At 71.4% G+C, this 25,861-nt stretch carries 23 protein-coding genes; 5 read left to right on the top strand and 18 right to left on the bottom strand.

What is annotated here, in order from left to right:
* The first annotated feature begins 4 nt into the window (after nucleotides 1-4).
* Both M1M07_RS15585 and mshC read left to right on the top strand, forming a co-directional pair.
* The gene (locus M1M07_RS15585; protein WP_197251046.1) at nucleotides 5-811 is read left to right on the top strand and encodes an SCO1664 family protein; all 807 of its coding nucleotides are present in this window, start codon (nucleotides 5-7) and stop codon (nucleotides 809-811) included.
* Nucleotides 812-864: 53 nt separating this feature from the next.
* A complete protein-coding gene (gene mshC / locus M1M07_RS15580; protein WP_248674831.1) occupies nucleotides 865-2,106 on the top strand; it encodes a cysteine--1-D-myo-inosityl 2-amino-2-deoxy-alpha-D-glucopyranoside ligase in 1,242 nt (413 codons plus the stop codon).
* A gap of 53 nt (nucleotides 2,107-2,159) precedes the next feature.
* On the opposite strand, the gene M1M07_RS15575 is transcribed toward mshC, so the two are convergent.
* Both M1M07_RS15575 and M1M07_RS15570 read right to left on the bottom strand, forming a co-directional pair.
* Nucleotides 2,160-2,381, bottom strand: a complete 222-nt coding sequence (locus M1M07_RS15575) for a DUF2945 domain-containing protein (RefSeq protein ID WP_197251044.1) — start codon at nucleotides 2,379-2,381, stop codon at nucleotides 2,160-2,162.
* Nucleotides 2,378-2,950, bottom strand: coding sequence for a DUF488 family protein (locus tag M1M07_RS15570; RefSeq protein ID WP_248674830.1), 573 nt, complete (start codon nucleotides 2,948-2,950; stop codon nucleotides 2,378-2,380). The genes M1M07_RS15575 and M1M07_RS15570 overlap by 4 nt, the downstream gene beginning before the upstream one ends.
* 89 nt (nucleotides 2,951-3,039) lie before the next feature.
* Here M1M07_RS15570 and M1M07_RS15565 point away from each other — a divergent pair, with 89 nt between their 5' ends.
* Nucleotides 3,040-4,638: an alpha/beta fold hydrolase gene (locus M1M07_RS15565; RefSeq protein ID WP_248674829.1), complete on the top strand. Its 1,599-nt coding sequence runs from the start codon at nucleotides 3,040-3,042 to the stop codon at nucleotides 4,636-4,638.
* A gap of 48 nt (nucleotides 4,639-4,686) precedes the next feature.
* On the top strand, nucleotides 4,687-6,195 hold the full coding sequence (locus M1M07_RS15560; protein WP_248674828.1) for a YdiU family protein: 1,509 nt from the start codon (nucleotides 4,687-4,689) through the stop codon (nucleotides 6,193-6,195).
* 95 nt (nucleotides 6,196-6,290) lie between these two features.
* Here the strand turns inward: M1M07_RS15560 and M1M07_RS15555 are convergent, their stop codons facing one another.
* On the bottom strand, nucleotides 6,291-6,923 hold the full coding sequence (locus tag M1M07_RS15555) for a pyridoxamine 5'-phosphate oxidase family protein (RefSeq protein WP_248674827.1): 633 nt from the start codon (nucleotides 6,921-6,923) through the stop codon (nucleotides 6,291-6,293).
* A 154-nt stretch (nucleotides 6,924-7,077) separates the two neighbouring features.
* Between M1M07_RS15555 and M1M07_RS15550 the strand changes: the two genes are divergently transcribed.
* Nucleotides 7,078-7,689, top strand: coding sequence for an iron transporter (locus M1M07_RS15550; protein WP_248674826.1), 612 nt, complete (start codon nucleotides 7,078-7,080; stop codon nucleotides 7,687-7,689).
* Nucleotides 7,690-7,707: 18 nt separating this feature from the next.
* Here M1M07_RS15550 and M1M07_RS15545 read toward each other — a convergent pair whose 3' ends face one another.
* The 15 genes from M1M07_RS15545 to M1M07_RS15475 form a co-directional block, all read right to left on the bottom strand.
* The gene (locus M1M07_RS15545) at nucleotides 7,708-8,721 is read right to left on the bottom strand and encodes a 3-oxoacyl-ACP synthase III family protein (protein WP_248674825.1); all 1,014 of its coding nucleotides are present in this window, start codon (nucleotides 8,719-8,721) and stop codon (nucleotides 7,708-7,710) included.
* 7 nt (nucleotides 8,722-8,728) lie between these two features.
* Complete coding sequence (locus M1M07_RS15540; protein WP_248674824.1) at nucleotides 8,729-9,385, bottom strand: SRPBCC family protein; 657 nt, start codon at nucleotides 9,383-9,385, stop codon at nucleotides 8,729-8,731.
* 18 nt (nucleotides 9,386-9,403) lie between these two features.
* Entirely contained in the window at nucleotides 9,404-11,071 is a 1,668-nt protein-coding gene (locus M1M07_RS15535) for a thiamine pyrophosphate-binding protein (protein WP_248674823.1), read from the bottom strand.
* A 36-nt stretch (nucleotides 11,072-11,107) separates the two neighbouring features.
* On the bottom strand, nucleotides 11,108-11,335 hold the full coding sequence (locus M1M07_RS15530) for a hypothetical protein (protein ID WP_248674822.1): 228 nt from the start codon (nucleotides 11,333-11,335) through the stop codon (nucleotides 11,108-11,110).
* 281 nt (nucleotides 11,336-11,616) lie between these two features.
* Nucleotides 11,617-12,429: an alpha/beta fold hydrolase gene (locus M1M07_RS15525; protein ID WP_197251643.1), complete on the bottom strand. Its 813-nt coding sequence runs from the start codon at nucleotides 12,427-12,429 to the stop codon at nucleotides 11,617-11,619.
* Between the two features lie 54 nt (nucleotides 12,430-12,483).
* Nucleotides 12,484-13,269 carry an SDR family NAD(P)-dependent oxidoreductase gene (locus M1M07_RS15520; RefSeq protein ID WP_197251644.1) on the bottom strand — a complete coding sequence of 262 codons (786 nt, stop codon included), beginning with the start codon at nucleotides 13,267-13,269 and terminating at the stop codon, nucleotides 12,484-12,486.
* Between the two features lie 176 nt (nucleotides 13,270-13,445).
* Nucleotides 13,446-17,606, bottom strand: coding sequence for a TIGR02680 family protein (locus M1M07_RS15515; RefSeq protein ID WP_248674821.1), 4,161 nt, complete (start codon nucleotides 17,604-17,606; stop codon nucleotides 13,446-13,448).
* Nucleotides 17,603-19,006: a TIGR02678 family protein gene (locus M1M07_RS15510; protein ID WP_248674820.1), complete on the bottom strand. Its 1,404-nt coding sequence runs from the start codon at nucleotides 19,004-19,006 to the stop codon at nucleotides 17,603-17,605. Before M1M07_RS15510 ends, M1M07_RS15515 begins: the two co-directional genes overlap by 4 nt.
* Entirely contained in the window at nucleotides 19,003-20,457 is a 1,455-nt protein-coding gene (locus tag M1M07_RS15505; protein ID WP_282582089.1) for a TIGR02677 family protein, read from the bottom strand. Before M1M07_RS15505 ends, M1M07_RS15510 begins: the two co-directional genes overlap by 4 nt.
* 286 nt (nucleotides 20,458-20,743) lie before the next feature.
* A complete protein-coding gene (locus M1M07_RS15500; protein WP_197250494.1) occupies nucleotides 20,744-20,941 on the bottom strand; it encodes a DUF4177 domain-containing protein in 198 nt (65 codons plus the stop codon).
* Nucleotides 20,942-20,995: 54 nt separating this feature from the next.
* Nucleotides 20,996-21,868 (bottom strand): aminoglycoside phosphotransferase family protein, encoded by an 873-nt coding sequence (locus M1M07_RS15495; RefSeq protein ID WP_248674818.1) that lies wholly within the window; start codon nucleotides 21,866-21,868, stop codon nucleotides 20,996-20,998.
* A 20-nt stretch (nucleotides 21,869-21,888) separates the two neighbouring features.
* Nucleotides 21,889-23,364 carry a wax ester/triacylglycerol synthase family O-acyltransferase gene (locus M1M07_RS15490; RefSeq protein WP_248674817.1) on the bottom strand — a complete coding sequence of 492 codons (1,476 nt, stop codon included), beginning with the start codon at nucleotides 23,362-23,364 and terminating at the stop codon, nucleotides 21,889-21,891.
* Nucleotides 23,365-23,574: 210 nt separating this feature from the next.
* The gene (locus M1M07_RS15485) at nucleotides 23,575-23,973 is read right to left on the bottom strand and encodes a VOC family protein (RefSeq protein WP_248674816.1); all 399 of its coding nucleotides are present in this window, start codon (nucleotides 23,971-23,973) and stop codon (nucleotides 23,575-23,577) included.
* Nucleotides 23,970-24,746, bottom strand: a complete 777-nt coding sequence (locus M1M07_RS15480; protein ID WP_248674815.1) for an ArsR family transcriptional regulator — start codon at nucleotides 24,744-24,746, stop codon at nucleotides 23,970-23,972. The genes M1M07_RS15485 and M1M07_RS15480 overlap by 4 nt, the downstream gene beginning before the upstream one ends.
* Before the next feature lie 51 nt (nucleotides 24,747-24,797).
* Entirely contained in the window at nucleotides 24,798-25,814 is a 1,017-nt protein-coding gene (locus M1M07_RS15475; protein ID WP_197250489.1) for a LacI family DNA-binding transcriptional regulator, read from the bottom strand.
* Nucleotides 25,815-25,861: the final 47 nt, after the last annotated feature.

Genomic DNA, 25,861 nt, shown 5'->3' with positions numbered 1-25,861 from the left:
CCAGGTGAGCATCCCGGACATCCGAGATGTGCTCGAGCGCGGTGAACTCACCGTCGTCGGCCGTGTCGTGCACGCGAGCAACGCGACCCTCGTGTGCGACGCGACCCTCGACGGCACCGTGGTGCGCTGCGTCTACAAACCCGTCCGCGGCGAGCGGCCGCTGTGGGATTTCCCCGACGGCACCCTCGCCGGCCGGGAGGTCGCGTCGTACCTGATCTCCGAGGCGCTCGGCTGGGGCGTCATCCCGGTGACCGTGCTGCGCGACGGGCCGTTCGGCACCGGCATGGTGCAGCAGTGGATCGACACCCCCGACCCCGACGACGCCCCCGACGGGCACATCGAGCTGATCGACCTGTGCCCGGCCGGGGCCGTCCCCAGCGGCTGGCTGCCGGTGCTGCGGGCCCGCGACTACGACGGCGCCGAGGTCGTGCTCGTCCACGCCGACGACCCGCGCCTGAACCGCATGGCCGTGCTCGACGTGATCCTCAACAACGCCGACCGCAAGGGCGGGCACGCCCTCGAAGGACTCGACGGCGGTGTCTACGGCGTCGACCACGGCATCTGCCTGCACCAGGAGAACAAGCTGCGCACCGTGCTGTGGGGCTGGGCGGGCCGATCCGTCGACCCGGAGCTGCTCACCGACCTCGAGAAACTCGCCCAGCGACTCGACGGCGAATTCGGCAACGAGCTGCGCGCCTACATCACCGGCGCCGAGGTCGCGGCGCTGCGCGCCCGCATCACCGCGCTGCTCGCGCGGCCGGTCATGCCGAAGCCGCTCGGGGACCGTCGCATTCCGTGGCCCGCGTTCTGATCGACGACCGGCCTCGCTCCGGGTCGCTCAGCGGCCTCCACTAGGCTTCAGCCATGCAGTCTTGGTCCGATATCGCGCTCCCGTCCGTCCCTGGTCAGGGACCGCCGTTGCGGTTGTACGACACCGCCGACCGGGCGGTCCGTCCCGTCACCCCGGGCGCCACGGCCACCATGTACGTCTGCGGGATCACCCCCTACGACGCGACCCACCTCGGGCACGCCGCCACCTACCTCGCCTTCGACCTCGTGAACCGCATCTGGCGCGACGCCGGACACGACGTGCACTACGTCCAGAACGTCACCGACGTCGACGACCCGCTGTTCGAACGCGCGAACCGGGACGGCGAGGACTGGGTGGTCCTCGGCATGCGCGAGACCGCGCTGTTCCGCGAGGACATGGAGGCGCTGCGGGTGCTGCCGCCGCGCGACTACATCGGCGCCGTCGAATCGGTGAACGAGGTGGTCGAGCTCGTCGAGAAGCTGGTCGCCTCCGGGGCCGCCTACGTCGTCGACGACGCCGAATATCCGGACGTCTACTTCCGGGTCGACGCCACCGAACAGTTCGGCTACGAGTCCGGCTACGACCACGACACGATGATGCGGTTCTTCGCCGAACGAGGCGGCGACCCCGAACGCCCCGGCAAGCGCAACCCCCTCGACGCGCTGCTGTGGCGCGCGCAGCGGCCCGGGGAACCGGCGTGGCCGTCCCCGTTCGGTGACGGCCGGCCCGGCTGGCACATCGAATGCGCCGCGATCGCCCTCAACCGCATCGGCACCGGCTTCGACGTGCAGGGCGGCGGCAGCGACCTGATCTTCCCGCACCACGAATTCTCCGCGGCGCACGCCGAGGCCGTCACCGGCGGCCGCCGCTTCGCGCGGCACTACGTGCACACCGGCATGATCGGCCTCGACGGCGAGAAGATGTCCAAGTCCCGCGGCAACCTGGTGTTCGTCTCCAAGCTGCGCGGCGAGGGCGTCGACCCGGCCGCGATCCGTCTGGGCCTGCTCTCCGGGCACTACCGGCAGGACCGCGCGTGGACGGCCGACGTGCTCACCGCCGCCGAGGCGCGGCTGGAGCTGTGGCGTCGGGCCGCGGCACTGGAGTCGGCCGCCTCCGCCGAGGATGTGCTCGCGCGGCTGCGGCAGCACCTCGCCGACGACCTCGACACCCCCAAGGCCCTCGACGCCCTCGACGGCTGGGCGACGTTCGCGGTCGAGCGGGGCGGGGACGATCCGTCGGCACCCGGCCTGTTCGCGGACGCGGTGGACGCGCTGCTGGGCATCGCCCTGCGCTGACGCGCCCGTGCGTGGTTTCGGTAGCACCCGCTACCGGAACCACGCACGGGCGGTCAGTGGCGGTCCGGGAGTTTCGTCAGCGCGGAACCCTTGTGGGCGGCGACGTGATCGGTCTTGTCGCTGGCGATCTCGTATTGGGGCTCGTCCTCGGTGGCGTGACGGGTGTGCCCCTTGTACTCGAAGTCCTTCGTGTGAACCTTCGTGATCGTGCCGGAGACCCGGCCCGCCTCGGAATTCCAGCCGACGTGGTCGCCGACCGCGAACTTCTCGCTCATGCGGTGTCTCCTGTCATCTGCGGGTAGGTCACGACGCCGTCGGGACTCACCGACGGTGCTGCACCCCACTGTCCCAGTTCGTGCTGCCTCGGAGCGGCGTCGGTCATCAGGTGCACGACCGTCCATCCCCGCGCCGCCAGGACGTTGGCGATCAGCAGGCGGTGGCAGCGCCAGGGCATCGGCTCGCCGCACATCATCGCGACGTGCCGGTCCGTGGCGAGGTCGGTGAGGCGCGCGAGACCGGCCTCGAAGGCGGGCGTGAGGGTGTAGTTGTAGTCCGCGTAGTTCTTGAAACCGGCGTTCCGCCACCCGGCGTTGAGGGTCGGGTCGACGTCCTTCTGCTTCGGGCGCCGGCCGCCGAGCTCGGCCAGGTGCAGGTATCCGATACCGGCGCCGCCGAGCCAGGCCGGCATTGCGTCGGCGTCGAACTGCGGGCTCCGGCGCGAGCCCGGCATCTTGCGCACGTCCACGAGCAAGTCGATATCCGCCGAGGTGAGCGTGTCGAGCACGACGGCCGGCGGGCAGGTCCAATGCCCGATCGTCCACAACGTGCCGGGACCAGCGCTCATGCTGTGCGTCCTCCTCTCCGACCGGTCGCCTACCTCGACCGTATCCGGCACCCTTGCGCAGCCTCGGCGAACGGGCGCAACCTCAACGGATGACACTCGCACCGGGCATCGGGATCACGGGCGCGGCAGCGGCCGCACTCTACGCGGGTCTGATACGTCCTCGGCTCGTGCGATGGGGAGCCACCGAGGACGAGATCACCGGACCGTTCCCCGGCGCCGAGCTGGTTCCCGACGGCGAGAGATCGGGAGCCATGGCCGTCACCATCGACGCCCCGCCCGAGCAGGTCTGGCCCTGGCTGGTGCAGATGGGCTGGGACCGCGGCGGCTGGTACTCGTGGGACCACCTGGACAACGCGGGCCGTCCGAGCGCGCGCCGGGTGCATCCGGAGTGGCAGGACCTCCGGTGCGGCGACACCCTCCGATACTGGGCGCCCGGCGCGGGCCCTCTCGACTCGTACACCGTCGCGACGATGGAGAAGAACCGGTTCCTCGGCCTCCACGGTCTGAGCGATCTACGCGGCCGAACTCTCGACCCTCGTCAACCCCGACCCTCAGCCTACATCGAAGGATCGTGGGGCTTTCTGCTGAAGGAGCTGCCCGGTCGGCGCACCCGGCTGGTCATCAGCGGGTATCAGACGGGCCGTCCGCGCTGGGTCGCCCGTTTCGTGTATTTCTGGGTCTTCCCGCCCATGGTGTGGATCATGCAGGCCCGCATGCTGAGGGTTCTCAAGCGCAACATCGAACGTGCCGCCCGGACTTCGGAGCCTCCGACGGACGCGGTTGCGCCCCGCGGAAATCTCATTCGTCCACGCGGGTGGGCCGGGCTGCGCCGCGTCCGGCCCGGCCGCATCCCGATCCGGGACACCCACCTGTATGTCGACGTCGTCGGGCAGGGCCCTCCGCTGCTGATCATGCATGGTGGCCCGTCCGCGGATCTGTGGACGATGCAGTCGCTGCGGGCGTGCGCGGATCGGTTCACGCTCGTGTTCTACGACCATCGCTGCAACGGTCGCTCGGTCGGTGCGCCCGTCGAATCGATGACCTGGGAGAACCTGACCGCGGACGCCGACGGCCTGCGTGAGCACCTCGGATTCGGGCGGTGGGCGGTGCTCGGACACTCGTTCGGCGGGCAGGTCGCGCTCGAATACGCGCTGCGCTACCCCGACCGCGTCTCGCAACTCGTCCTGCTCGACACCAGCGCCGACAGCCGGTGGGAACGGCAGAACGCCGCCGAGGTCGTGCTCGAACGCGGCTACAGTCGCGCGGACGCCGACTTGGTGCGGCGCTGGTTCACGGGCGAGTTCACCCCGCGTGAGTACTACCCGATCTTCGCGCGGATCGGGCGTGCGTACTTCCACCACTACAGTCTCGGCGTCCTGGCTCGCGAACTCGCCGCCGGAGCGTGGCGCTCGCGACCCCGGCCCGAGCCGCTCATCTTCGCCGGTCGCTACCTGCTGAAGGGGTGGTCGGTCCTCGACCGGCTCGGCGAGATCGATGCCCCCACACTGGTTCTCGGCGGCCGCGACGACTTCGTCTTCCCACCGGCATGCCAACACGAGCTCGCGACCGGCATCCCCGGCTCGACGCTGCGGATCATCGAGCACGCCGGGCACAATCCCCACGACGAACAGACGGCGCAGGTTGTGCAGGCGATCGACGACTTCCTCGGTGCACATGCACCGACCTGACGGTCGTGCGCGCGGCGCACCGCACGGCGGGGTGGCTAGGCTCGGGGGATGGCGACGATCCCGGATTTCCCGACAGGCACGAGCACCGCGGTGTCCGGCCTCGAGAGCACGTTCGTCGACGAGATGGGCGGGTTGGCAGTGCCGTGGCAGGGCGCCGAGGTACCCGACCCGAAGCTGCTCGTGCTCAACGAGGACCTCGCGGCGTCGCTGGGGTTGGACGCGGCCTCCCTGCGAACCGACGACGGCGTCGCCGTGCTGGCCGGCTCCGCGGTGCCGGTCGGGGCGAAGCCGGTCGCGATGGCCTATGCCGGTCACCAGTTCGGTGGGTACGCCCCGCTCCTCGGGGACGGGCGGGCGTTGTTGCTCGGCGAACTCGTCGACGCTGACGGTCGGCGCGCGGATCTGCATCTGAAGGGTTCGGGGCCCACGCCGTTCTCCCGGGGCGGCGACGGCTTCGCGGTGGTCGGGCCGATGCTGCGCGAGTACCTGGTGAGCGAGGCGATGTATGCGCTCGGGATCCCCACCACCCGGTCGCTGTCGGTGGTGGCGACCGGCCGGCCGGTCTACCGTGACGGCGTCGAACCCGGTGCCGTGCTCGCGCGCGTCGCGTCCAGTCACCTGAGGGTGGGTACCTTCGAGTTCGCGGTCCGTCAGCGCGAGGTCGTGCAGTCGCTCGCCGACTACGCGATCGCCCGCCACTATCCGGAGCTCACCTCCCTGCCGGAGCAGGGGGAGGACGGTCGGTACCTGGCCTTCTTCCAGGCGGTGGTCGAGGCGCAGGCGTCGCTGGTGGCGCGGTGGATGCTGGTGGGCTTCGTACACGGGGTGATGAACACCGACAACACGACCATCTCCGGCGAGACCATCGACTACGGTCCGTGCGCCTTCCTCGACGGGTTCGACCCGGCGGCGGTGTTCAGTTCCATCGACCACACCGGTCGCTACGCGTTCGGGAACCAGCCGCGCGTCCTGAAGTGGAATCTGGCGCGCCTCGCGGAAACCTTGCTGACACTGGTCGATTCCGAGCCGAACGACGCGATCGCCGCGATCACCGCCGTCCTCGACACCTTCGACGAACGGTACGAGAACCACTACACGGCGGGGATGGCCGCGAAACTCGCCTTCACGGGCGGGTCCGTGGATCGGGCGCTCATCGACGACCTGCTGACCCTGCTGGCCGGCCACGGCGCCGACTGGACGGGCACCTTCCGCGCTCTCGCGGACGAACTGCGTGGGGATCCGGCGCCGCTCGACCGACTCGTACCGCGCGAGCACATCGGGCCGTGGCTGGAACGCTGGCGAAATGCCTTGCAGCAGCAGGGCCGTGGACCGTCGGAGGCGGCGGACGCGATGGACCGCGTGAACCCGCTCTACATCCCGCGCAACCATCGGCTCGACGCAGCCCTGCGAGCCGCGACCGGCGGCGACCTCGCGCCCTTCGAGAAGCTGCTCGAGGTCGTGACGCATCCGTTCGACCGCCGTGACGAGTGGTCCGAGTACACCGAGCCTGCCCCGCAATCGTTCACCGAGAGCTTCCGGACATTCTGCGGCACGTGATCCGGGACGAGCGGCAGCGGCACAGGCTTCCGAGTGTGCACATCTTGTCGCGACACGCCGAGACGGAGCGACAAGATGTGCACACCCACCGCGGGTCAGAGTAGGGAACGGACCGAGCCCGGCAGTGGCACAGCGGAATCGGCGAGCGGCGACCGCTCCGGCGCACCCGCGACCGTGCGCAGCGGGACGACCCCCGCCCACACGCTGTGGTCCTCACCGTCATCGGCGGACTCGCCGGGCCCGGCGGCGCGGACCTTCACGCTCACCTCGTCCAACGGAAGTTCGAGCACCGTCGTCGCGGCGAGTTCCTTCGCGGACGGGGGACGGACCTCGTCCCACCTGCCCGGCATGAGGTGTTCGGTGACCGCCCGCAGTGCGTCTTCCTTCTCGTCGTCGGCGACCGGGGTCGCGACCCCGAAGACGACGGCGCTGCGGTAGTTCATGCTGCTGTCGAACGTCGAGCGCGCGAACACCAGGCCGTCGAGATTGGTGACGGCGACCGAGACCTCGAGGCCGCTGCGCGCGGTGAGGAACGCGCCGGCACCGGTCGACCCGTGCAGGAACAGACGGTTGCCGTCCCGGCCGAACGCCATCGGCAAGACCACCGGATATCCGTGACGGACGAACGCCACGTGCGCCACCCGCGCGTCGTCGAGCAGCCCGTGCAGGACCGTCCGATCGTCGGTGCCGCGGTCCGGTTTGCGGGTGATCCGGGTGCGCTCGCTCATGGCCCCGATCCAAGCAGCGCCGGCGCCGCCGGACAATCGAATATCGGCCCGGACGAGCCGGTTCCGGGAAAGGCCCACGACCACCCGACAGCGATGCTAGGTTAGCCTCACTTGCTTCGAGCCCCTCCGGTCCGGCACTTCCGAGGAGGAACCGATGGGACGGATCCCTCGAATTCTCGCGGCCGCGGGTGCCGCCGGCGCTCTGGCCCTGGCGGGCTGCAGCGACAGCGACAGCAGCGAGGCCGACTCGACCACCACCGCCACCACGACGGAAGCGGCCGACGCCGCGGCCCCGGCCGGTGTCGTCGAGCAGTACACCACCGTGGAAGAGGAAATCGCCGCCGAGGGCGGCGAGACCACCTCGGGTCCCTGGCGGGTGGCGTACATCGTCGAGGCCGCCGAACCGTGGTACGAACCGGCCGGCGCCGAGCAGCAGTTCCGGGAACCGGCACCGGGGGAGAACTACCACATCGAGATAATCCCGTTCGAGGCGTCGACCGGGCGGATCGTGCCCGACGTGCCGATCACCCTCGAGGTCGTCGGCGCCGACGCTCAGGTGGTCGATTCGAAGCAGTTGAACTTCTACTACTCCACGTTCTTCCACTACGCCGACAACTTCGTGGTGCCCGATCCCGGCACCTACACGCTGCGGGCCACGCTCGGCGCGCCCACGTTCTTCCGGCACGGCGAGGCCGGCGAGACCCCGCCGCTGACCGAGGGGGCGACCGTCGAATTCACCGATGTCGAACTCCCGCCGCCGAACTGACCCACTGCCGCGACAAACTCACGGCGCCGCGCCCCACCGGATCGCCGCCGCGGCGGCGTAGTCACCGGCGTGCGCGAATCCGGCCAGCAGCACCAGCGATCCGTTCGGGATCCGGCCGGCCCGGTTCTCGACGTCGAGGGTGACCGGGAGGGCCGCACCGAACAGGTTGCCGCACTCGTCGAAGGTGTCGGGATGCCGCTCGGGGGCCAGTTCGAGGGCCTCACGCCAGTTGCGCAGGAACAACCGGTTGGGTTGGTTGGTGACGAAAGTATCGACCTCCGTGGACTTCACGCCGATCCGATTGCACACCGCCAGCGCGACCTCCGGGACCAGCCGGTTGCCGCGGGCGAAGACGGCGGTGATCTTCGCGTCGGTGAAGGCGATGTGCAGTTGCCCGGTGCCGGGGGCCCAGTATTTGCGGGGCGGGTCGATCTCGGCGGTCATGTCCCCGGCGTACTCGGGATGATGCCGGCTCTCGATGCCGAGGATCGGCGCGCGTTCCGACACCCCCAGCAGCGCAGCGCCGCTACCGTCCCCGGGGACCGCGGCCTGCGCGAGCGACCGCACGTCGGGCTGGGTGAAGATCTGGCCGGCGCTGTTCTGCACCGCGACGATCAGCGCCGTACCGGCCCCGGTACCGGTCAGGAGGGTCCGGGCGAGTTCGATCATGTGCACGAACGCCGCGCAGCCCCCGTTGTGCACGTCGAGGATCCACCGCGGCGTCATGCCCAGCCGGCGTGCCAGCTCCGCCCCGCACCCGCACACGGGCAGGTCCGGCAGTTGGGTGTGCGTGAGCAGCACATCCACGCCGGTGACCGCCGCGCGGCCGTGGCGTTCGATCAGCGGAGCGACGGCGCGTTCGGCCATGTCGACGGCGGATTCCCCGTCGGCCACGTGATGGCGGTGCGTGGGGGCGCGGAACATGACGTTGCGGGCCATCCGGTCCGACCGCGAGAACCGGGTGAAGAACTCCGTGCCGATCGGCGGGCCGGGCAGGTAGCTCGCGACGTCGAGCAGGCTGACCGTGACCATGCCGTGCTCACCTCATCCACGCCGGGGTGATCGGCAGGCCGTGGCGGACCCGGTACTCGCACAGGGCGGTGAGGTTGTCCAGTTCCAGCCGGTGGCCGGCGGCGAACATGTCCCAGAAGTCCCCGACCCAGACCTTGCGGCCCGCCGGCGCGGTCTCCGGATACGGGTTGCGGTCGTAGAACGGGTGGTGGCAGTTGGTCCACAGCACCACCGATCCGGGCTTGTCGAATACCGTCTGCGCGTCGACCACCCGCAGCAGGTAGATCATCCACAGGTGCCGGGCCTGATCCCAGGCGCAGTGGTAGTCGACGGTCATCGCGTCCGGGTTCGCCACGGTGCGGGTGTAGATGGTGGTGTCGCTGCCGAGTCGGTCGTGCGCCGACCACAGCCCGGGCGTTTCGGTGGGCGTGAAGTCGCGCAGACTGTACGTCCATTCCTCCAGGCTGCGGGTGTCCGACAGGTACCGGTACACCTCGCGCGGCGGCGCCGCGATGTAGCCGTTGACGGTGCAGTAGTCGCCGAAGATCCGGTCGTGCGGATACACCGACCGCAGCATGTCCAGGATGATCGGGGTCGTCGCCTCGCGGTCGGAGGTTTCGATCCGCAGCACCCCGGGCAGCTCGCCGCTCGGGATGTCCGCGAGGGCGGGAAGCGGGACGGTCACGGTGGTCCTCCTCGAGACTCATTGCAGGAAGGGCAGGAACGGGGGGATCTCGTCGGGGTCGCAGTCCACGGCGATGAACGACGGACCGCTCGCCGAGGTCGCGAGCTCGAGCGCGTCGAAGAGCTGATCGACGGTCCCGGCCGGGTACGCGGGCATCGACGGGAACATCGCCGCGACCCCCTCGGCGATCCGGGACGGCCGGAACCGGTTGAAGCTGTACCGATTCCCGTAGAACAGCTGCTCGCGGGTCACGCACATGGCGTGGGCGTTGTTGTTGAACACCACGAAGGTGACCGGCAGCCGATATTCGAGCGCCGTGTGGATTTCCATCCCGTGCATGAAGAAGGCGCCGTCGCCGGCGATGACGAAGGTCCGCCGCTGCCGGGCGAACGCGGAGCCGATCGCCGCGCCGAAGCTGTAGCCCATCCCGCCCATCCCGAGCGCGACGACGAACCGGCCACCCCGCGACACCGGAAGATGGTGCACCACCGACGCTCCCGTGTTGCCGGCGTCGGCGAACACATCGGCGCCGGCCGGCATCATCACCGCGAGCGCCTCGACGGCCTCCCGGTACCGCAGCCCCGGTCCGTCGCGCAGCGGGACCGGCAACGGCGCCGACAGCCAGGGCGCGACGGCCCCGGCCGGCCGCGCCGGCGACAGCTCCTCGGCGAGGGCACCCAACCCGGCACGCAGGTCGAGGACGGTGGCGTGCTCGGCGGGCAGATAGGGGGGCTCGGCACCGATGCCGGCGACCGGGACCGTGTCGAGGGCCGCCTCCAGACCGGTGCGGGCCAGGGCCGGCATCCGGGTCCCGATCAGCAGGCACAACGCGCAGTGCCGCACCGCCTCGACCAGTTCGGCGTGCCCCATGCAGCCGGCCACCCCGCTGAAGCCCGGCTCGTCGGCGGGATAGACGTCCTTGGCGTCCGGGACGACCCCGACCGCGGCATCCGTCGCGGCGGCGAGGGCGCGCAGCTGCTCGCGGGCGTCGTCCCGCGCCACCTGATCCCCGGCGACGAACACGATCTTCCCGGTCCGGCGGGCCGCGGCGAGCAGGTCCCGGATCCGGGCGAGACCACGCGGATCGTGGCCGGAGCGGCGGGCCGGCGGTGCGAACGCGAATCCGCGGTCGACGGCGGCCTGCTGCACGTCCTTCGGCAGCAACAGCACCGCGGGCCCACCGGACCACGCCGCGGCGACCGCCCGGTCGAGGTGCCGGGGCAACTCGTCCGGACCCTCGACCCGCGCGCAGTACCGGGAGATCTCGGTGAACAGCCGGACCGCGTGGATCGTGCCGGCCTTACCGCTCGAGTCCTGGAACGCGCCGGCGCCCTCGAGCCTGGTCGGGGGCTGCCCGACCAGCGCCAGCACCGGGACCCGGGACGCGAAGGACTCGGCGAGCCCGGCCACCAGATTCATCGCCCCGCCGCCGGAGGTCGCGGCCACCACCCCGAGCCCGCCGGTGGTGCGGGCATAGCCGTCGGCCATCGTGGCGGCGGCGAACTCGTGCTTGGCCACCACCCCGCGGACGGGCCGGTCGGTGGCGAACAACGCGTCGTAGACATCTTCGATGTTGGCGCCGTCCACCCCGAAGACGTGACTCACCCCCAGGTCGGCGACCGCGTCGACCATGGCGTCGACGACCCGCCGGACGGGCGGATCGGGGTGCGGGACTGCGGTATCCATGGGGTTGCTCCTGAACCGGGGATCGAACACGTCGGATCAGGCGGAGCGGGCTGCGTGCCCGAGCCGGCCGCGGACGCACCGCGCGTACAGCCCGGCGGCGGGGGAGCCGGATTCCTCCGACCCCGGCCGCACGGCGGTGCGCCCGCGACGCAGGACCCTGTCCCGCCCGAGCCCGCGCACATTGGTCATGCACAGCAGCACGTCGCCCGGACCCCGGAACACCTGGACCGGGCGATCGCGGGCATGCTCTCCGACGGTGGTCATGGCGAACCTCCTGCACCGACACGGCAGCCAGGTTCCACGACCGGCGCGCATCGAAACGTGTTCTGCCGGAAAGTCTTTCCGCTACGCTTCGCGCGACCGGGCGGTGCTGCCCTCACTCGTCAGTGTGGGCCCGCGGCCCGGCCTGCGACCATCCCCCGCATGGGGGATATCGGGCATCGCGCGCACGGCCGGCGGCGTGCGGCGCTGCGCGGTGGTCGGATGAAGGATCAGGGGCAGGGTCGCGTGCGGAACGGACGGAGACGAAATCGGGATACCCGTCACTACGACGCGGAGTCTGCGGCTGCGGCGATCGTGTCGGCCACGACTGCAGGCCGGGAAACCAGTGCGACGTGGGAGGCCTGGATCTCGCTGGTGTGGGCGCCGATCCGACCCGCCATGTAGCGCTGTGAGGCAGGCGGAATGACCGTGTCGCCGGCGGACACGAGATACCAGGACGGTGTGCTGGACCACGAGGTCGGGCCGGAGGGTTCGACGTTGGCCCACAGCGCGATCGACTTCTGGTGGGCGAGCATGGTCGCCGCGGTGGCATCACCGACATCGGGCGCGAACACCCGGTGGAACGCGTCGTCGGCGATGTAACCGTCGAGGTTCCTGCCGCCGACGGCCTGGTCGTCGTCGACGACCTTGACTTGCAGGGCCGGTGGCAGGAGCTGGCTGCCCGGGAAGCGGATCGGGTCGAGCAGCAGCTGGACGGGTTCGCCCTGGGCCGGCGCGAACGCCGCGATGTAGACGAGCGCCGTCACGTTCGGACTGTGTGTGTTGGTGATGACCGCGCCGCCGTAGGAGTGCCCGACGAGCACAACCGGCCCGGAGATCTCCGCGAGGGTCTTCTCGATCGCGGCCGCATCGTGGGCCGGACCGCGCAGCGGATTGTCGGGCACCACGACCGTGTAGCCGCGGCCGCGCAGGTCGGCGGCGACGGCGTCCCAACTGGTTGTGTCCGCGAACGCGCCGTGCACCAGCACGATCGTCGGCCGCGGCGCGGCCGCCGCGGGCACGGCGACCGCCACGAGTGCCAACGCCACCACCGCCAGCACCTGCACCGCGGCCCGCGCGAATCGAGTGATCCTCATCTGTCGTCTCCGTATCCGGTGGGGAGGATGGGCATCGGCAGCACTGCCCGATGGTCAGATCGTCGTGATGAATCCACCGTCGATCGTCATGTCGGCACCGGTGATGTTCGCTGCCCGGTCCGAGGCCAGGAACAGCACCAGGTCCGCGACCTCGTCTGGGGTGGTGAACCGTCCCGTGGGAGTGCCGGCGACCGCCCCGTCCGCGACCTCCTGCGGACTCGCGCCGCTCGCCGTGCCGAGGACCTCGGCGACGCCGCCCGCACCCATCCACAGATCGGTCGAGACGGGACCCGGGCTCACCGAATTCGCGCGAATTCCCTGGGGGCCGAGCTCTTTCGACAGGGATTTCGTGAGGTTGGTGACCGCGGCCTTGACGGCGCAGTAGTCGGGGATACCGGGGTCGGGGTAGAACGCGTTGACCGAACCGATCGTGACGATCGCCCCGCCGCCGCGCCGGAGCATCTCCGGGATCGCGGCGCGGGTCGTGCGCACCGCGGCCATCACTCCGAGCGACCACGACGCATTCCAGTCCTCGTCGGTGACCGTGAGGAATCCACCCGGCCGCGGGGTGACCGCTCCGGCGTTGTTGACCAGAATGTCGACGCCCCCGAGCTGCGCCGCGGCCGCGACCAACGCGGTGGCACCTTCACCGGTCATCAGATCGACGGGAACGAACGTCACGTTCCCGCCCGACCCGAGCGCCTCGAGACGTGGGCCGCGGGTGCGTGAACCTGCCACGACGTGGGCGCCCGCGTCGACGAGGTGCTCGGTGATCGCGAGCCCGATTCCCTTGCTCGCGCCGGTGACCACCGCGAGCTTTCCGCCGAGATTCAGCTCCATCGCCACCCTCCGAGGGTGAAACCGGTTCTCGTCCCGCGACGGCCCCTGCCCCGCGGATGCACCGAAACTCCGGACGACGGATCACACGAGTGCGCCCAGGCTCCTCCCCGAGGGTATGCGAGCGTCGGCACTCATGATCGCGAAAGGAGCGAATTCGAGTAGCGACAGCCCACGGCCTACGCGAACTCGAGCGCCCCCTCGACCGGCGCGAGCACCCGCCGCGTCCCCGGCGAACCCAGCGCCGCGGTCAGCTCCGACCCGTCGTGCTCGGCGAGCAGATCCCCACTCGACCACACCAGCAGCGTCGCCGCGACCGTGTGCTCGGCCACCGAATGCGCCAGGTCGTAGTGCGCACACGCCGGCACGCCGGCGTAGGTGATCCACAGGTCGAACCCGGTCATGAACAGATCCAGGTCGAACTGCACACACAGGCTCAGCAATTCGCTGCGGCCGGTGTCGTCGACACCGGCGAACGCCTCGTCCAGCGCCAGCAGCCGCGGCGCGTGCGGATCCGCCGAATCGAGCATCACGTGCGCCGCCGCGAACAGCGGCAGATGTAGCGACACCGACTGCTCACCACCGGACAGCGCCGAATGCCGCGCCACCGTCAACCGGTCCTCGGTGCCGTCCGCGGAGATCAGGCTGAACGAGAACACCCGCCACCGCCGGTAGTCCAGCGTCGAGGCCAGGATCTCCGGGTACGACCGCTCCGGGTGCGCCGCCCGCTCGGCGCGGATCTGCGCCGCGAAATGCGCGCGCACCTCGGACAATTCGTCCGCGCCCAACGCCGACGCGTCGCGGTCCAGCAAGCGGCACACCGCCCGCGACCGGTCGTCGAGATGATCGGCCAACGCCCAGTGCACCCCGATCGTGTTGCCCGAGGACATGTGCCGCTTGCGCATCTCCGCGCCCATCCGGGCGATCAGCGCGCGGGCGTCGACGGTGCGCTCGTGGATCTGCTGCGCCAGCCCGGTCAGCAACGCGTCCTCGAGGATGCGGCGCTCGGCGTCGGTGAGCAGCAGTTCCTGCTCCCGGCGCGCGGCGGCGATCCGCGTCGCGAACTGCCCGACGGACGAGAACCCCTGCTCGTCCTGCACCCGCACCACGGTCACCCCGTCCGGGGCGTCCCAGTGCAGCCGGTAGTCCTGACCGGCCGCCGCCAGCTGCGCATCGAACTCCTGCAACGCCGACGTCAGCGCCGTGCGCGTCGACTTCCGGGCCGACTCCGACACCGTCACCGACTCGGTCGCCGCCAGCAGCGACGCGAACAGCGCCGACACCTCCGCCGGCAGCACCGGCACCTCCTCGCCGGTCTCGCGCTGGATCCGATACACCAGCTGATCGGCGTCGAGCCACGCCGCCGGTCCCGCCGGCCACGCGTGCGGCTGCTCGATCCCCAACAGGCCCAACAGCTCCGGGCGCGCATAGGGGGCCAGGTGCTCGGCGTCCGCGAGCGCCTCCACCAGCGCCGACCGCAGCGTCTGCTCGGCCGCGGTGTGCGCCGCCTCGGCCTTACCGATCCGCTCGATCGCCGCGTCGTAGGCCTTGCGGGCGGTGCGCTGCGCCGCCTTCGCCGCCTCGATCCGCGCACGGGCCTGCTCGAGCTGCTCGTCGATCTGCTCCGCGGACGCACCGAGCGCCTCCCGCAGCGTCTCGAGCCGCTGCTGCTGCGCCGTCAACGACTCCTCGGCGACCGCCGCCTGCTCCGCCGACTCCTCGGCGGCCCGCCGCGCCTCGTCGAGCCGCGCCGCCGCATCCCGCGCCCGCTCGAGCTCGGCGGTGTGCTCGCGCCGCGCCCGCAGCAGCGCCTGACCCTGCGACTGGAAATGCCGGATCGCCGCCGCGACCGCGTCGAGCTCGCGGGCGGTGTGCGGGGCGCGGTGCGCGGCCGCCGCGGCCCGCACCTGCTGCTCCCGCGCCGCATGCTCGGCCAGGGCCTGATCGAAGTCGCGGTCCGCCGCCGCGGCCGATTCCGTCGCGGTCCGCAGCGCGCCGGCGCACTCGGTGACCTTCCGCAACGCCGCCGACACGGTGCCCGTGCGCGGCAACGCCGACGCGGCCCGCTCGAGCCGGGTCAGCTGCTCCCCGAGCCGGCGCCGGTCCGCGCCCAGCGCCGCCACCGCGGCCCGCGCCTCGGCGATCATCGTGTCCAGATCCGCGATCCGGCTCTGCCGCCGCCGCGCCCGCGCGGTCGCCCCGATGAACTCCGCGTGCGTCTTGCCGTGGCGCCCGACCTGCACGCCCTGCCGGAACCGGCCGCTCTCGTCGACGGCCACCGTGACCGACCCGTCCGCCGGGGTCAACGCGATCGACGCGAGCAGATCCCGCACCCGCTGCTCCGGAACACCGGCATCGGGCTCGGCGACCAGCACGTCGGCCAGGGTGCGCCCGGCCGGACGCTGCGCCGCCGGCAGCGGCTCCAGGAACTGCTCGGATGCGGTGTCGCCGCCCGGAACCGACTCGTCGGACACCCAGCCGTCCAGCAGATTCGCCGCCTCCAGCGCGGCCTCGATGCCGGCCGCCGCCTCCGGCGTGACCTCGTCGGCGAACCGCACCAGCCGCCACAGCGGCGCACCCGGCAGGGCGTCCCGGTCGCCGCGGCGCGCCGGGAACGGCGGGGGAGCATCGTCGCGTTCGGCCGCGATCGCCGCCCGCTCGGACTCGAGTTCCCCGATCCGCGCCTCGAGCGCCTCCGCGTCCGCCGCGCACGACCGCCGCCGGAACTTCAGTTCCTCCACCGCGGACGCGGTGTGCGCCGCCAGCACCGCCGCCGGGGCGGGCGCATCGTCGTCGCCGGCGCGGGCGATCGCGTCGTCGAGGGCATCGAGCAGGCCGGTCGCGACACCTGCCGCCGCGAACTCGTCACCGTGCTCACCCCACCAGGTGCGCAGCTGATTCGCCGTCTCGGCGCGGGCGAGCTCGACCATCGTCTCCGCCGCCTCGACCGCGGCCCGCGCGGTGTCCAACTGCGCGCGGCCCCGCTGCGCCGACGCCTCCGCGCGCGTCCGCGCGGAAGCGGCCCCCTCGACGCGCGAGAGCGCCGACCGCACCGCTTGCACATCGGCTTCGCGTTCGGCCACGTGACCGTCGATCACGGCCGCCAGCTGTTCGGCGCGCACCTCGGGTTGCGGTGCGGTCCAGGCGATTCCCGCGTCCTCCGCCGCCGCGGCCAGCGCCGCCTCACCCCGCGCGAGCGCCGCCACCGCCGCCGTCACCGCGGCGGCCGCGCGTTCGGTCTCCTCGGTGCGCTGCGCGAGCGTGGCCTGCGCCCGCCGGGCATGCTCGCCCTGCGCGATCGTGGTGCGTTCGAGATTCGCGACGGCCTGCGCCAGGTCGTCGAGCTGCTGCTTGCCCTCGTACGCGCTCGAGCGTTGCAACGCCTCGAGATTCGCGCGGGCCTGCTCGAGTTCCCGCTCGGTCTCGGCGAGCTGCTGCTCGACGCTCGCGCGTTCGGTCCCGGACCGCAGCCGGTCCGCCGCCGCGCCGTGCAGCGTCTCGATCCCCGCGTCGACCGCCGCCAGCCGCGCCGCGACCTGCTCGACGTCCGCCCGCGCCTGCTGCCGCAGATACTTCCCGTACACGGTGACGAACCGCTGCGCCGCCTCGTCCGCCGCCGACAGCGACTCGAGCACCCGCGCGACCTCCTCCATGTCGGAGAACGAGCGGGCCGCCTCGAGCACCAGACGGTCGTCCAGCGGCCGCAGACCGTCGGTCAACGCCTGCGACAACCCCTTCGGGTCGAGATTCTTCGCCAGCTGCGGCCGCCGCAGCGTGAGGATCAGATTGATCAGCTGCTCGTAGCGCTGTGCGCCGAGCCCGAACAGCCGCGCGTCGATCGCCGCCCGGTAGTCCACCGGCCGATCCGACACCGCGTCCGCGCCGACCTCGTCGATCAACTGCTTGCGGGTCAGCGGCCGATCCTCGGCATCGAGCAGCGAGAAGTCCACCCCGACCCGGCCGTCGACGACGAAATACCAGCGGGTGACCTTGTCGTTGCCGCGGGTGGCGCGCATCCCGATGCCGACCGTCACGGCCTCCGGATCGTCACGGTCGCCGCGGCAGAACTCCATCCACACATACGAATACGCGCTGTCCTGCCCGCGGTAGAGCAGGTTCGACCGCATCGTGCGTTCCTCACCGGCGAACGGGTTCAAACGGCGCGGCTCGATCCGGCCGTCGAACACGAACGGGAACAGCACCTCGAGGGCCTTGGTCTTGCCCGACCCGTTCGGGCCGCGCAGCACCAGGCGCCCGTCGGCGAACGAGAACTCCTGGTCCCGGTAGTCCCACAGGTTGATGATCCCGGCCCGTGTCGGCCGGAAACGGGCACTGCTCATGACAACTCCGCCTCGCTCGAGTCTCCCGGATACAGATCGATCTGCGGGTCCCGCTCCCGGACGGTGACCGTGACCCCGCGGTAGCGCGCCAGCGCCGGCAACGCCAGCACCCCACCGGGCACCCGCACCACCAGCCGCAGCTTCTCCAGCAGATCCAGCGCCGCCGCGGCCAACCCGGCCGGATCGGCCTGCCACTGCGCCGCGAACGTGCGCCCGTAGGCGTCGACGAGCTGCCCGACCGTCGAGGCCAGCCAGCCGTCCTCGATGAGCGGATGCAGCGCGGCCGGCCGCTCCTCGGCCGGCTCCGGCGCCGGATCGGACCCCGAACCCGCGCCGTCCTCCACGGCGAGTGCCGCGAACACCCCCGCCGCGGGGATCGCCGCATCCACCGCCGCCACCAGCGCCTCGTGACCGTCCGGCGGCAACGGCATGCGCAGCAGCCCGGCGTCACCGTCCTCGGGCACCCCCGCGTCGAGCACCCGGGCGCTGATCTCCCCGGCCAGCAGCAACGCCAGCTGCGCCACCGACCCGGTCCCGGGAAACCGCAGGTCCGACAGCCGACCCGACGAATCCACCAGCGCCACACCCTCGGCGCGGCGCTCGGCGACGAGACCGGTCAGCAACTCCACGTCCGCCGCGGTCCGCGGCAACGCCAACTGCAACGCCTCCGCATCGTCGAGCTCCTCCGCGTACAGCACCGGACGTTGCACCAGCGCCCGCCGCACCCGCCGCGCGACCTCCGCCGTCGCAACCGGACGTTCCGGATCGGCCGGGACACCCCCGTCGGCCAGCAGCCCACGCACCGACCGCAGATGCTGCAACACCCGCGGCGGCCGGAACAACGCCGTCACCACCGCCCGGTCGATGTCGTACAGGGCCTCACCGACCTCCGGGTCCGACGCCCACCGGCCGGCATCCCCGTCGGCCAGGGTGATCGCACCCCGCGTGCACAACCACGCCACCGCATCGACGAACGCATCCCGGTCCGCGGCCCGGTCCGCCGCCAGCTCCACCCCGTCGACCTGCGACGCCTCCGCCGCCACGTGCCCGGCCAGCTCGGACAGGCTGATCTGATTCCCGGCCCGCCCCAACGCCGCCAGCGCCAACGCCAGATACGCGTAGCGCCGCCGATCGAACGGCCGATCCGACACCGTCGACGTACCTGCCCCCGGGTCGAGCCGATCCGCGACCGTGAACAACCGGGCCGTCGTCTCGGTCACCTCGAGCCGATACCCGAACGCCTCGAGCAGATCCGCGCGCAACTCCGTCGCCCGCCGCCGCACCAGCGGCAGCGCATTCGGATCCGGATACGACACCGTCACCAGATGGTGAGTGAGAATCAACCGCACCGCCCGCTGGAACGAATCCAGCTCGAGCGACGGAATGCTCCGCGCCTTCACCGCACGTCCACCGACAGGCCGTCCAGATGCAACCGGCCCCGCGCCGTGTGCACCACCATCGACTCCGCGCTCGGCGTCAACGTCAATGTCACCCCGTTCCCCGAACCCGTCGCCGCATCACCCACACGGGCACTGATCGGCACCCGCGCCGACAACGCCGCATCCAGCAGACCCAACAGCACCTCGGTCTCGGCCTCCGACAACTCCCGCTCCCGCACACCCCCGGTGGCCAGCGACGCCGCGGCCGCCGCGCGGCGACGCTGCGCCGCGAGCTGCACCTCCCGCAGCCGCCGGATCCCGGACTCGTTCCGCACCACCTTGCCCGGCGCCCCCGCCGACGGGGTCCGGCCCGTCTCGGCGAGCGTCCGGGAGATCTCCACCGGCGGCGCCTCCCACCACGACATCCCGATCGGCACCGCCTCCGCATCCGCGTGCGGCATCGCGAAATGCCGCGGCCGGCCCAGATCGAACACCACCCCGAACAGGGCGTGCGCCGCCTCCTCGCTCGGCGCGGCCGCGAACCAGCCCGCCAGGTGCCGCAACTGCGACTCCCGGCTCATCCCGCCCTTGCGGGTCTCGGTGACACGCCGCAGCAACGCCAGCACCGCGGCGATCGCGCTCATCGTGCCCTCCCGCAGCCGATCGGCCTCGCTCGGCGCCGACCCCACCCCGGCGAACCAGTGCTCGATGCCGCGCCACCGCGACCGCCAGTCCGCCTCCCGCTCCTCGACCGGCAACAACACCCGTTCGTCGTGGGCCGCAGCCCGCGCCAACAACTGCTCGACGCCGGTCGCCTGCACCCGCTCGAGCGCGGCGGTCAGCTTCGGCGCGAACCGCGCCAGATCCGAACTGAACTCGCGCATGTGCATCAGCAACGCGTCCTTGTGCGCGAGGAACACCTCCGGTGTGATCTCCGTGGTCCGCACCATGTCACCGAGCACGAGATAGAACCGGGCCGCCCGTTCGGCCATGTCCGACAACGTCGCATCGAGCCGCATCAGCTTGCGGATGACCAGCTCCCCGTCACCCGCCTCGTTCGCCGCCGCGAGATCGGTCAGATCCGCCAGCAGATCCGCCAGCGCCAGCCGCGACAGCGACGCATCCTCCCCGCGGCCGCTCAGCACGTCCTCCACCGCCCGGAACGCGTGATAACCGGGCCGGGTGAACTGATACACGAAATGCCGATTGCGGTACTCGGCGAGCGTCGCCGCCCGCGTCCCGTCGTAGCTGCGCTCGAGCAGACCCCACGCGTGCAGCTGCTCGAGCAGCGGCGTCACGTCCTGCGCCGACAACGCCGCCGCCGGATCGTCCCCGCCGATCCGCCCGAGGATCGACGCGACCTCCCCGGCATGCAGCAACACCACATAGTTGGCGCGGGCATGGTCGAACGCCCGCAACACCCACAGATATTCGGTGCGCTTCTCCGCGGTCGCGAACGAGAACAGCCGCAGCCGCTCACCCCGCGCGATCGGGTCCTCGACCCCGCCGGGATGGGACTGAACTGTTTCACTCACCGTGACAGGGTAGGCGGACCGAGGCGCCGTTCCCGCATCACCCGCCGACCGTGTCGGACTACGGCACGACGAACCACTTCCCGAACGGCACGATCTGCCAGGGCACCGGTTCGGCAGAGTCGCCACCGCACGGTGCTCCGACCCGGAACATCACGACGACAGGCAAGCACGCCCGCATCCCGATCCGGCGGTCGCTCCGATCGACGACCGTCCGTTCCGTGGATCAGTCCCGGCGTTCGAACGTGATCAACAGGCCCTCCACGCCACCCGGTCCGACGCGTCCCTTGATGTCGGCGGAAGTGATCGCCTTGAGCTGCCAGCCGTCGCGCGCGTGCTCGTTGAGAACCTTCTCGAGCTTCTCACCGGAGAGTTTTCCGCCGAGCATCTTCTCCCGGAGCTCGACCACCTTGTAGGAATACACGTTCCGAGTCCTTCCGTCCGGGACACCGCTGACGGCGAGCGTACCCCGCAGCACTCAGCGTCGAACTGCCTTCGCGATGGTCACGAACCGCGTCACGCGATCGCGTTGCTCCCCGGTGAGAGGACCCCGAGCCTCGTCGAGCGTCCACCGCGCGTTGATCACCGACCGCACCACCACCCAACCGCGCGCCCGTTCCTCGTCGAGCTCCCCGGCATCGACCACCGCCTCGAACCGGCGCAACAACCCGCCGCGGACATCGCCGGCCAGCTCGTCCCACCGGTTCCACAACAGCGGCGCCGGCTCGAAGTTCCGGTCGCCGGCCAACGGTTTCGGGTCGATCGCGAGCCACGGCCGACGCTCCCCGACGAGAACATTCCCGTAGTGCAGATCGCCGTGCAGCATCACCGACGACGCGCCCTCGTCGGCCGTCAGCTCCCGCACCAGCGCCACGGCCTGCTCGACCAGCCGGTGGGGGATCGGACTGTCGCGGGGCAGCCGCGCCAGAATGTCGGCCTCCCGGCTCACATACCCCGACAACCGGCGCAGCCGCGGAACCGCCGGGCGATGCAACCGCAGCATCAGCTCCCCGGCGATCCCGCATGCCTCCACGTCCCACAACCCGGTCAGATCCTCGGAACCGAGCCGTTCGAGCAGCAGCGCGCGGCGCGCGGGATCGGCCCGGACGAGCTGCGCCGCGCCGTCACCGTGCCAGTGCCGCAGCGCCAGGTGCTCGTGTGCGGACTCCTCGTCGGGGAAGCCGACCTTCAGTACGGCCGGATCACCGGAGGCGTCGCGCACCGGCAGGACCAGCGACCGGTGCCCGTGGATCGCGGCGCCGTCCGGTCTCAGCCGCCACTCGTCGACGACCTGGGACAGCAGACGCGGCGATCCGTCGATCCAGGCGGCCCACTCGGTGCCACCGTCCACGGCTTCGCGCGGGTCCGGCCTCAACCCGCGTGCGCGGGCACCGGTTCGGCCACCACCTGCACGGTCCGGTGCTCGGGGTTCGGCGCACGGAAGGGGACGGCGGGGTCGACGGTGACCGCGGCCGGCCGGGGCTCGAGACCGTGGGCGCGCTCGAGGGCGACGAGGGCGTCGTCGAGGCGGTCGAGCAGCGGTTGCAGGTGCGGCAGGCTCCGGCTGCACGAGGTCAGACCGAAGGCGATGGAATCGTCGGTGCTCGTGCAGGTGATGTTCAGGGCCTGGCCGTCGACCGGAACCGAGAGCGGATACACGGCGTCCACGCGCGCGCCGTTCCAGTACAGCGGGTGCGCCGGGCCGGGCACGTTGGAGACGATCACGTTGAAGGGCGGTCGCGGCAGCGCCCGGTTCCTGGTGAGCATGCCGACCGCCAGCGGAGCGACGCCGAGTGCGCTGGTGGCGAGCCGGGACAGCGGGGACATCCCGTGCATCGCGTCCTTACCCTGTCCCATCGAGGCGGACACCGCCGCGAGCCGCTCGGCGGGATCCGCGACGTCGGTGGCCAGATTGCACATCAGGACGCCGACTTCGTTGCCCGAGCAGCCCTTGTCGGGCCGCAGGCACACCGGCACCATCGCCACGAGCGGCCTGTCGGGCAGCTCGCCGTGATCGCCGAGGAACGCGCGCAGGGCCCCCGACGACATGGCGAGCACGACATCGTTGACGGTCGCGTCGGCGGCTTTCGCCACCGCGCGCAGCCGCTCGAGCGGCCACGACCGGGCCGCGAACCGGCGGGTGCCGGAGATGGGCACGTTGATCATGGTGTTCGGTGCAACGAGAGACAGGGAACCACCGCGGCCGTGCAACGCCCGATCGACCGTGCCGACGAGTGCCGGGACGAGACCGATCGCCTCCCCGGCGGCGGCCCGGATCGTCTGCATCGCGGCCTCGGGCAGACCGAGTGCGGTCCCGCCGGTGTGGGTGCGGCTCGGCGGCTCGATCGGTTCCCACGGCGCGGGCATGCCGGTGCGGTCCGGATCCGGGCTCAGGGCCCGGCGCAGCAGCTTCATCGCGCCGACACCGTCGGCGAGCGCGTGATGGATCTTGGTGTAGACCGCGAGGCGGCCGTCGGCGAGACCCTCGATGAGGTGCACCTCCCACAGGGGGCGGTGGCGATCGAGCAGGGTGCTGTGAAGCCGCGAGACGAGGTCCCACAGCTCGTCGAGGCCGCCGGGCCGCGGCAGCGCGTTGCGCCGGACGTGGTACGACAGCGAGAACTCGCGGTCTTCCTCCCAGGCCCACTGGCCGAGCGTGCCGAGCGACCGCACCGCGCGTCTGCGCCACAGCGGATCGACGTGGTCGTCGCGGACCGAGTCGGTGAACCGGGCGCTCAGGTCGGCGGCGGTCGTGCCGTCGCGAGGCTGCAACAGGATCAGGCCGCCCACGTGCATGGGGCGATCCCGGGTCTCGCCGAGAAGGAACATCGAATCGGTCGGCGACATCGGTAGACGCATATGGATGTGTTTCCTCCGCTCGGGTTGCGAGCAGGTCGTGGCGGGTTCCCCTGCGACCCCGCCGGAATGTGCCTCGAGCCATGATTCACATCACAGCTGTGTGACACGACACAATTTGTACGGCATCCGAGTGGGTTCCGCCAAACCGCAGGGTCCGATTTCGGAGCGGTGGGGTTTTCGCCCGATTTCGGGGTTGCGTCAGGTGGTCGAAGTGTGCCGATCGGCGGGCTGGAACAGTTCGATCAGATTGCCGGCGGGGTCGGCGAGCAGGATCTGGCGGCCACCCGGTCCGGTCACCACCTCGCTGCGGAACTCGACGCCGTCCCCGCGCAGGCGGGCGATCTCGGCGTCGAGGTCGCCGACGACGAGATGGATCCGGTTGCGGCCCGGACCCGCGAACTCCGTCGGCGTGGCGCGGGCCCCGGAACTGGCCGGGCCGGACAGCAGCAGGCGCAACGAACCCCGGATCACGTCGGCGAAGGCGGGGGCGGGGTTGGTGAGCACGGTGAAGCCGAGACGGCGGGTGTAGAAGTCGATCGCGGCGGGCACATCGTCGACGAGGTAGCGGACACTGACGTAGTCGTCGGAGGTGGTCATCGGATACTCCCTGTCATGGTGGGGGTGGTGAGAGTCGCGATCAGGTACCCGATGCGGGTGTCGATCTCGGTGGCGGTGGCCCGGAAGGCCGGATAGGTGTCCTCGTCGGCACCGCCGGCCGCTGCCGGATCGGGGATGCTCCAGTGGATCCGGCGGGTGTCGTCGTCGCCGAATTCGGGACAGACCTCGCGGGCCTTGTCGCACAAGGTCACGACCGTGCCGAACCGACGACCTGCGAGGGCGTCGAGATGACGGGGGCGCCGATCGCCGAGGTCGATCCCGAACTCCTCGCGCAGCACCCGCACCGTGTCGGGGTGCATGTCCGGTTTGGGTCGGGTCCCGGCGCTGATCGCCTCGACGACGCCGTCGGTGCGCCACCGCAGCAGCGCCTCCGCGATCGCCGAGCGGGCACTGTTGCCGGTGCACACGAACAACACCGGTGCCGGTGCCGGGGAGGGTCGAGGGGGCGCGAGGGTGCGGCCCAGCGCCGGATGCAGGGCGGCGCCGGCGCCGGCCAGCATCTCGGTGCACCGGTCCAGGTCCAGGTGGTAGTAGCTGTCGCGGCCGTCGAAGCTGCTGCGGGTGGCCCGCACCAGGCCGCCGTCGCGGAGCAGGCGCAGGTGGTAGGAGATCAGGTTCTGCGGCTCCCCGATCAGGGACACCATCTCCCGGACCCGGTGGTCGCTGCCGGACAGCATCGTGAGCAGCTGCCACCGCACCGGATGCGCGGCGAGCTGCACGAAGGACGGAACGGATCGACGTGCCGACGCCATAACCCCAGGATATCACCGATACATCAAATCGATTTGATGTAATTTGCCGCGTCAGGACGGCGCCGCCCCCGTGGACCCGCGCACGACCAACTGGGTCGGCAGCACACTCGCGGCCGGTTCCACCACCCCCTCGTAGGTCTGCCGCCCGAGCATCTCGATCGCGCGCGACCCCGCATCCTCGGTGCGCTCGGCGAGCGTGGTCAGCGTCGGGGTGCACAGGTCGGAGCCGAAGATGTTGTCGAATCCGACGACGCTGATGTCCTCCGGGACCGCGACCCTGCGTTCGTGCAGTCGGCGCAGCACGCCGAGCGCGAGCATGTCGTTGTGGCAGACGACCGCGGTGGCACCGGCGGCCACCGCCGCGTCCGCCGCCGCGGCACCGCCGCCCAGCGTGGGGGAGTAGGGGCCGAACCGGCGCACCTCCATGTCGCGTTCCTGCGCCGCCGCGCGGAGACCGAACCAGCGCCGGGCGCCCGACCACGATTCGGGAGGGCCGCCCAGAAAGATCAGGGACCGGTGTCCGAACGACGCGAGGTGGTCGACGATCTGGCGGGTACCGGAATCGTAATCGGCCACGACGCAGGAGAATCCGCGCACTGCCCGATTGACCAGCGTGATGGTGTTCAGTTCGGCGGCGCGCCGGAGGTCGTCGTCGGGCATGCGGGAGGCGCTGAGAACGAAACCGTCCACGGCCGGCCCGAGACGTTGGAGCAGCCGCGCCTCGGTCGCCGCGCTCTCCTGCGTGTCCCCGAGCACCAGGGTGCGTCCCGCCGCGGCCGCCGCGCGTTCGGCGCCCTTGATCACCCCGGCGAAATAGGGATTCGTGATGTCCGGCACGAGCAGGGCGAGGGTGTTGGTGCGCCCCGACTCGAGCGCGCGGGCCATCGGATTCGGGGAGTAGCCGAGCTCGGCGGCGACCTCGAGCACGTGCTCGCGCGTGCTCGAGTTGACCCGGCCCGGGTTCGTGAACGAGCGGGAAACGGTCGACGCGGCGACCCCGGCGGCCCGGGCGACGTCGGTGATGGTGGCGCGCTTGCGCGGGTGCCGAGCGGCCGGTTCGGAAGCCATGGCGCAAGTATGGCAAAGAATGGCAAACGATTGCCGTGTGACCTCGG

It is taken from the genome of Rhodococcus sp. HM1 (assembly GCF_023218075.1).
Lineage (GTDB): Bacteria > Actinomycetota > Actinomycetes > Mycobacteriales > Mycobacteriaceae > Rhodococcus.
Note: the sequence above shows the minus strand (reverse complement) of the source record. Positions and strands in the feature narration are given on the sequence as shown.

Coding starts and splice junctions, on each gene's coding strand:
- mshC (WP_248674831.1), top strand. CDS start 865: ATGCAGTCTTGGTCCGATATCGCGCTCCCGTCCGTCCCTGGTCAGGGA.
- M1M07_RS15575 (WP_197251044.1), bottom strand. CDS start 2,381: ATGAGCGAGAAGTTCGCGGTCGGCGACCACGTCGGCTGGAATTCCGAG.
- M1M07_RS15570 (WP_248674830.1), bottom strand. CDS start 2,950: ATGAGCGCTGGTCCCGGCACGTTGTGGACGATCGGGCATTGGACCTGC.
- M1M07_RS15565 (WP_248674829.1), top strand. CDS start 3,040: ATGACACTCGCACCGGGCATCGGGATCACGGGCGCGGCAGCGGCCGCA.
- M1M07_RS15560 (WP_248674828.1), top strand. CDS start 4,687: ATGGCGACGATCCCGGATTTCCCGACAGGCACGAGCACCGCGGTGTCC.
- M1M07_RS15555 (WP_248674827.1), bottom strand. CDS start 6,923: ATGAGCGAGCGCACCCGGATCACCCGCAAACCGGACCGCGGCACCGAC.
- M1M07_RS15550 (WP_248674826.1), top strand. CDS start 7,078: ATGGGACGGATCCCTCGAATTCTCGCGGCCGCGGGTGCCGCCGGCGCT.
- M1M07_RS15545 (WP_248674825.1), bottom strand. CDS start 8,721: ATGGTCACGGTCAGCCTGCTCGACGTCGCGAGCTACCTGCCCGGCCCG.
- M1M07_RS15535 (WP_248674823.1), bottom strand. CDS start 11,071: ATGGATACCGCAGTCCCGCACCCCGATCCGCCCGTCCGGCGGGTCGTC.
- M1M07_RS15530 (WP_248674822.1), bottom strand. CDS start 11,335: ATGACCACCGTCGGAGAGCATGCCCGCGATCGCCCGGTCCAGGTGTTC.
- M1M07_RS15525 (WP_197251643.1), bottom strand. CDS start 12,429: ATGAGGATCACTCGATTCGCGCGGGCCGCGGTGCAGGTGCTGGCGGTG.
- M1M07_RS15520 (WP_197251644.1), bottom strand. CDS start 13,269: ATGGAGCTGAATCTCGGCGGAAAGCTCGCGGTGGTCACCGGCGCGAGC.
- M1M07_RS15515 (WP_248674821.1), bottom strand. CDS start 17,606: ATGAGCAGTGCCCGTTTCCGGCCGACACGGGCCGGGATCATCAACCTG.
- M1M07_RS15490 (WP_248674817.1), bottom strand. CDS start 23,364: ATGTCGCCGACCGATTCGATGTTCCTTCTCGGCGAGACCCGGGATCGC.
- M1M07_RS15485 (WP_248674816.1), bottom strand. CDS start 23,973: ATGACCACCTCCGACGACTACGTCAGTGTCCGCTACCTCGTCGACGAT.
- M1M07_RS15480 (WP_248674815.1), bottom strand. CDS start 24,746: ATGGCGTCGGCACGTCGATCCGTTCCGTCCTTCGTGCAGCTCGCCGCG.
- M1M07_RS15475 (WP_197250489.1), bottom strand. CDS start 25,814: ATGGCTTCCGAACCGGCCGCTCGGCACCCGCGCAAGCGCGCCACCATC.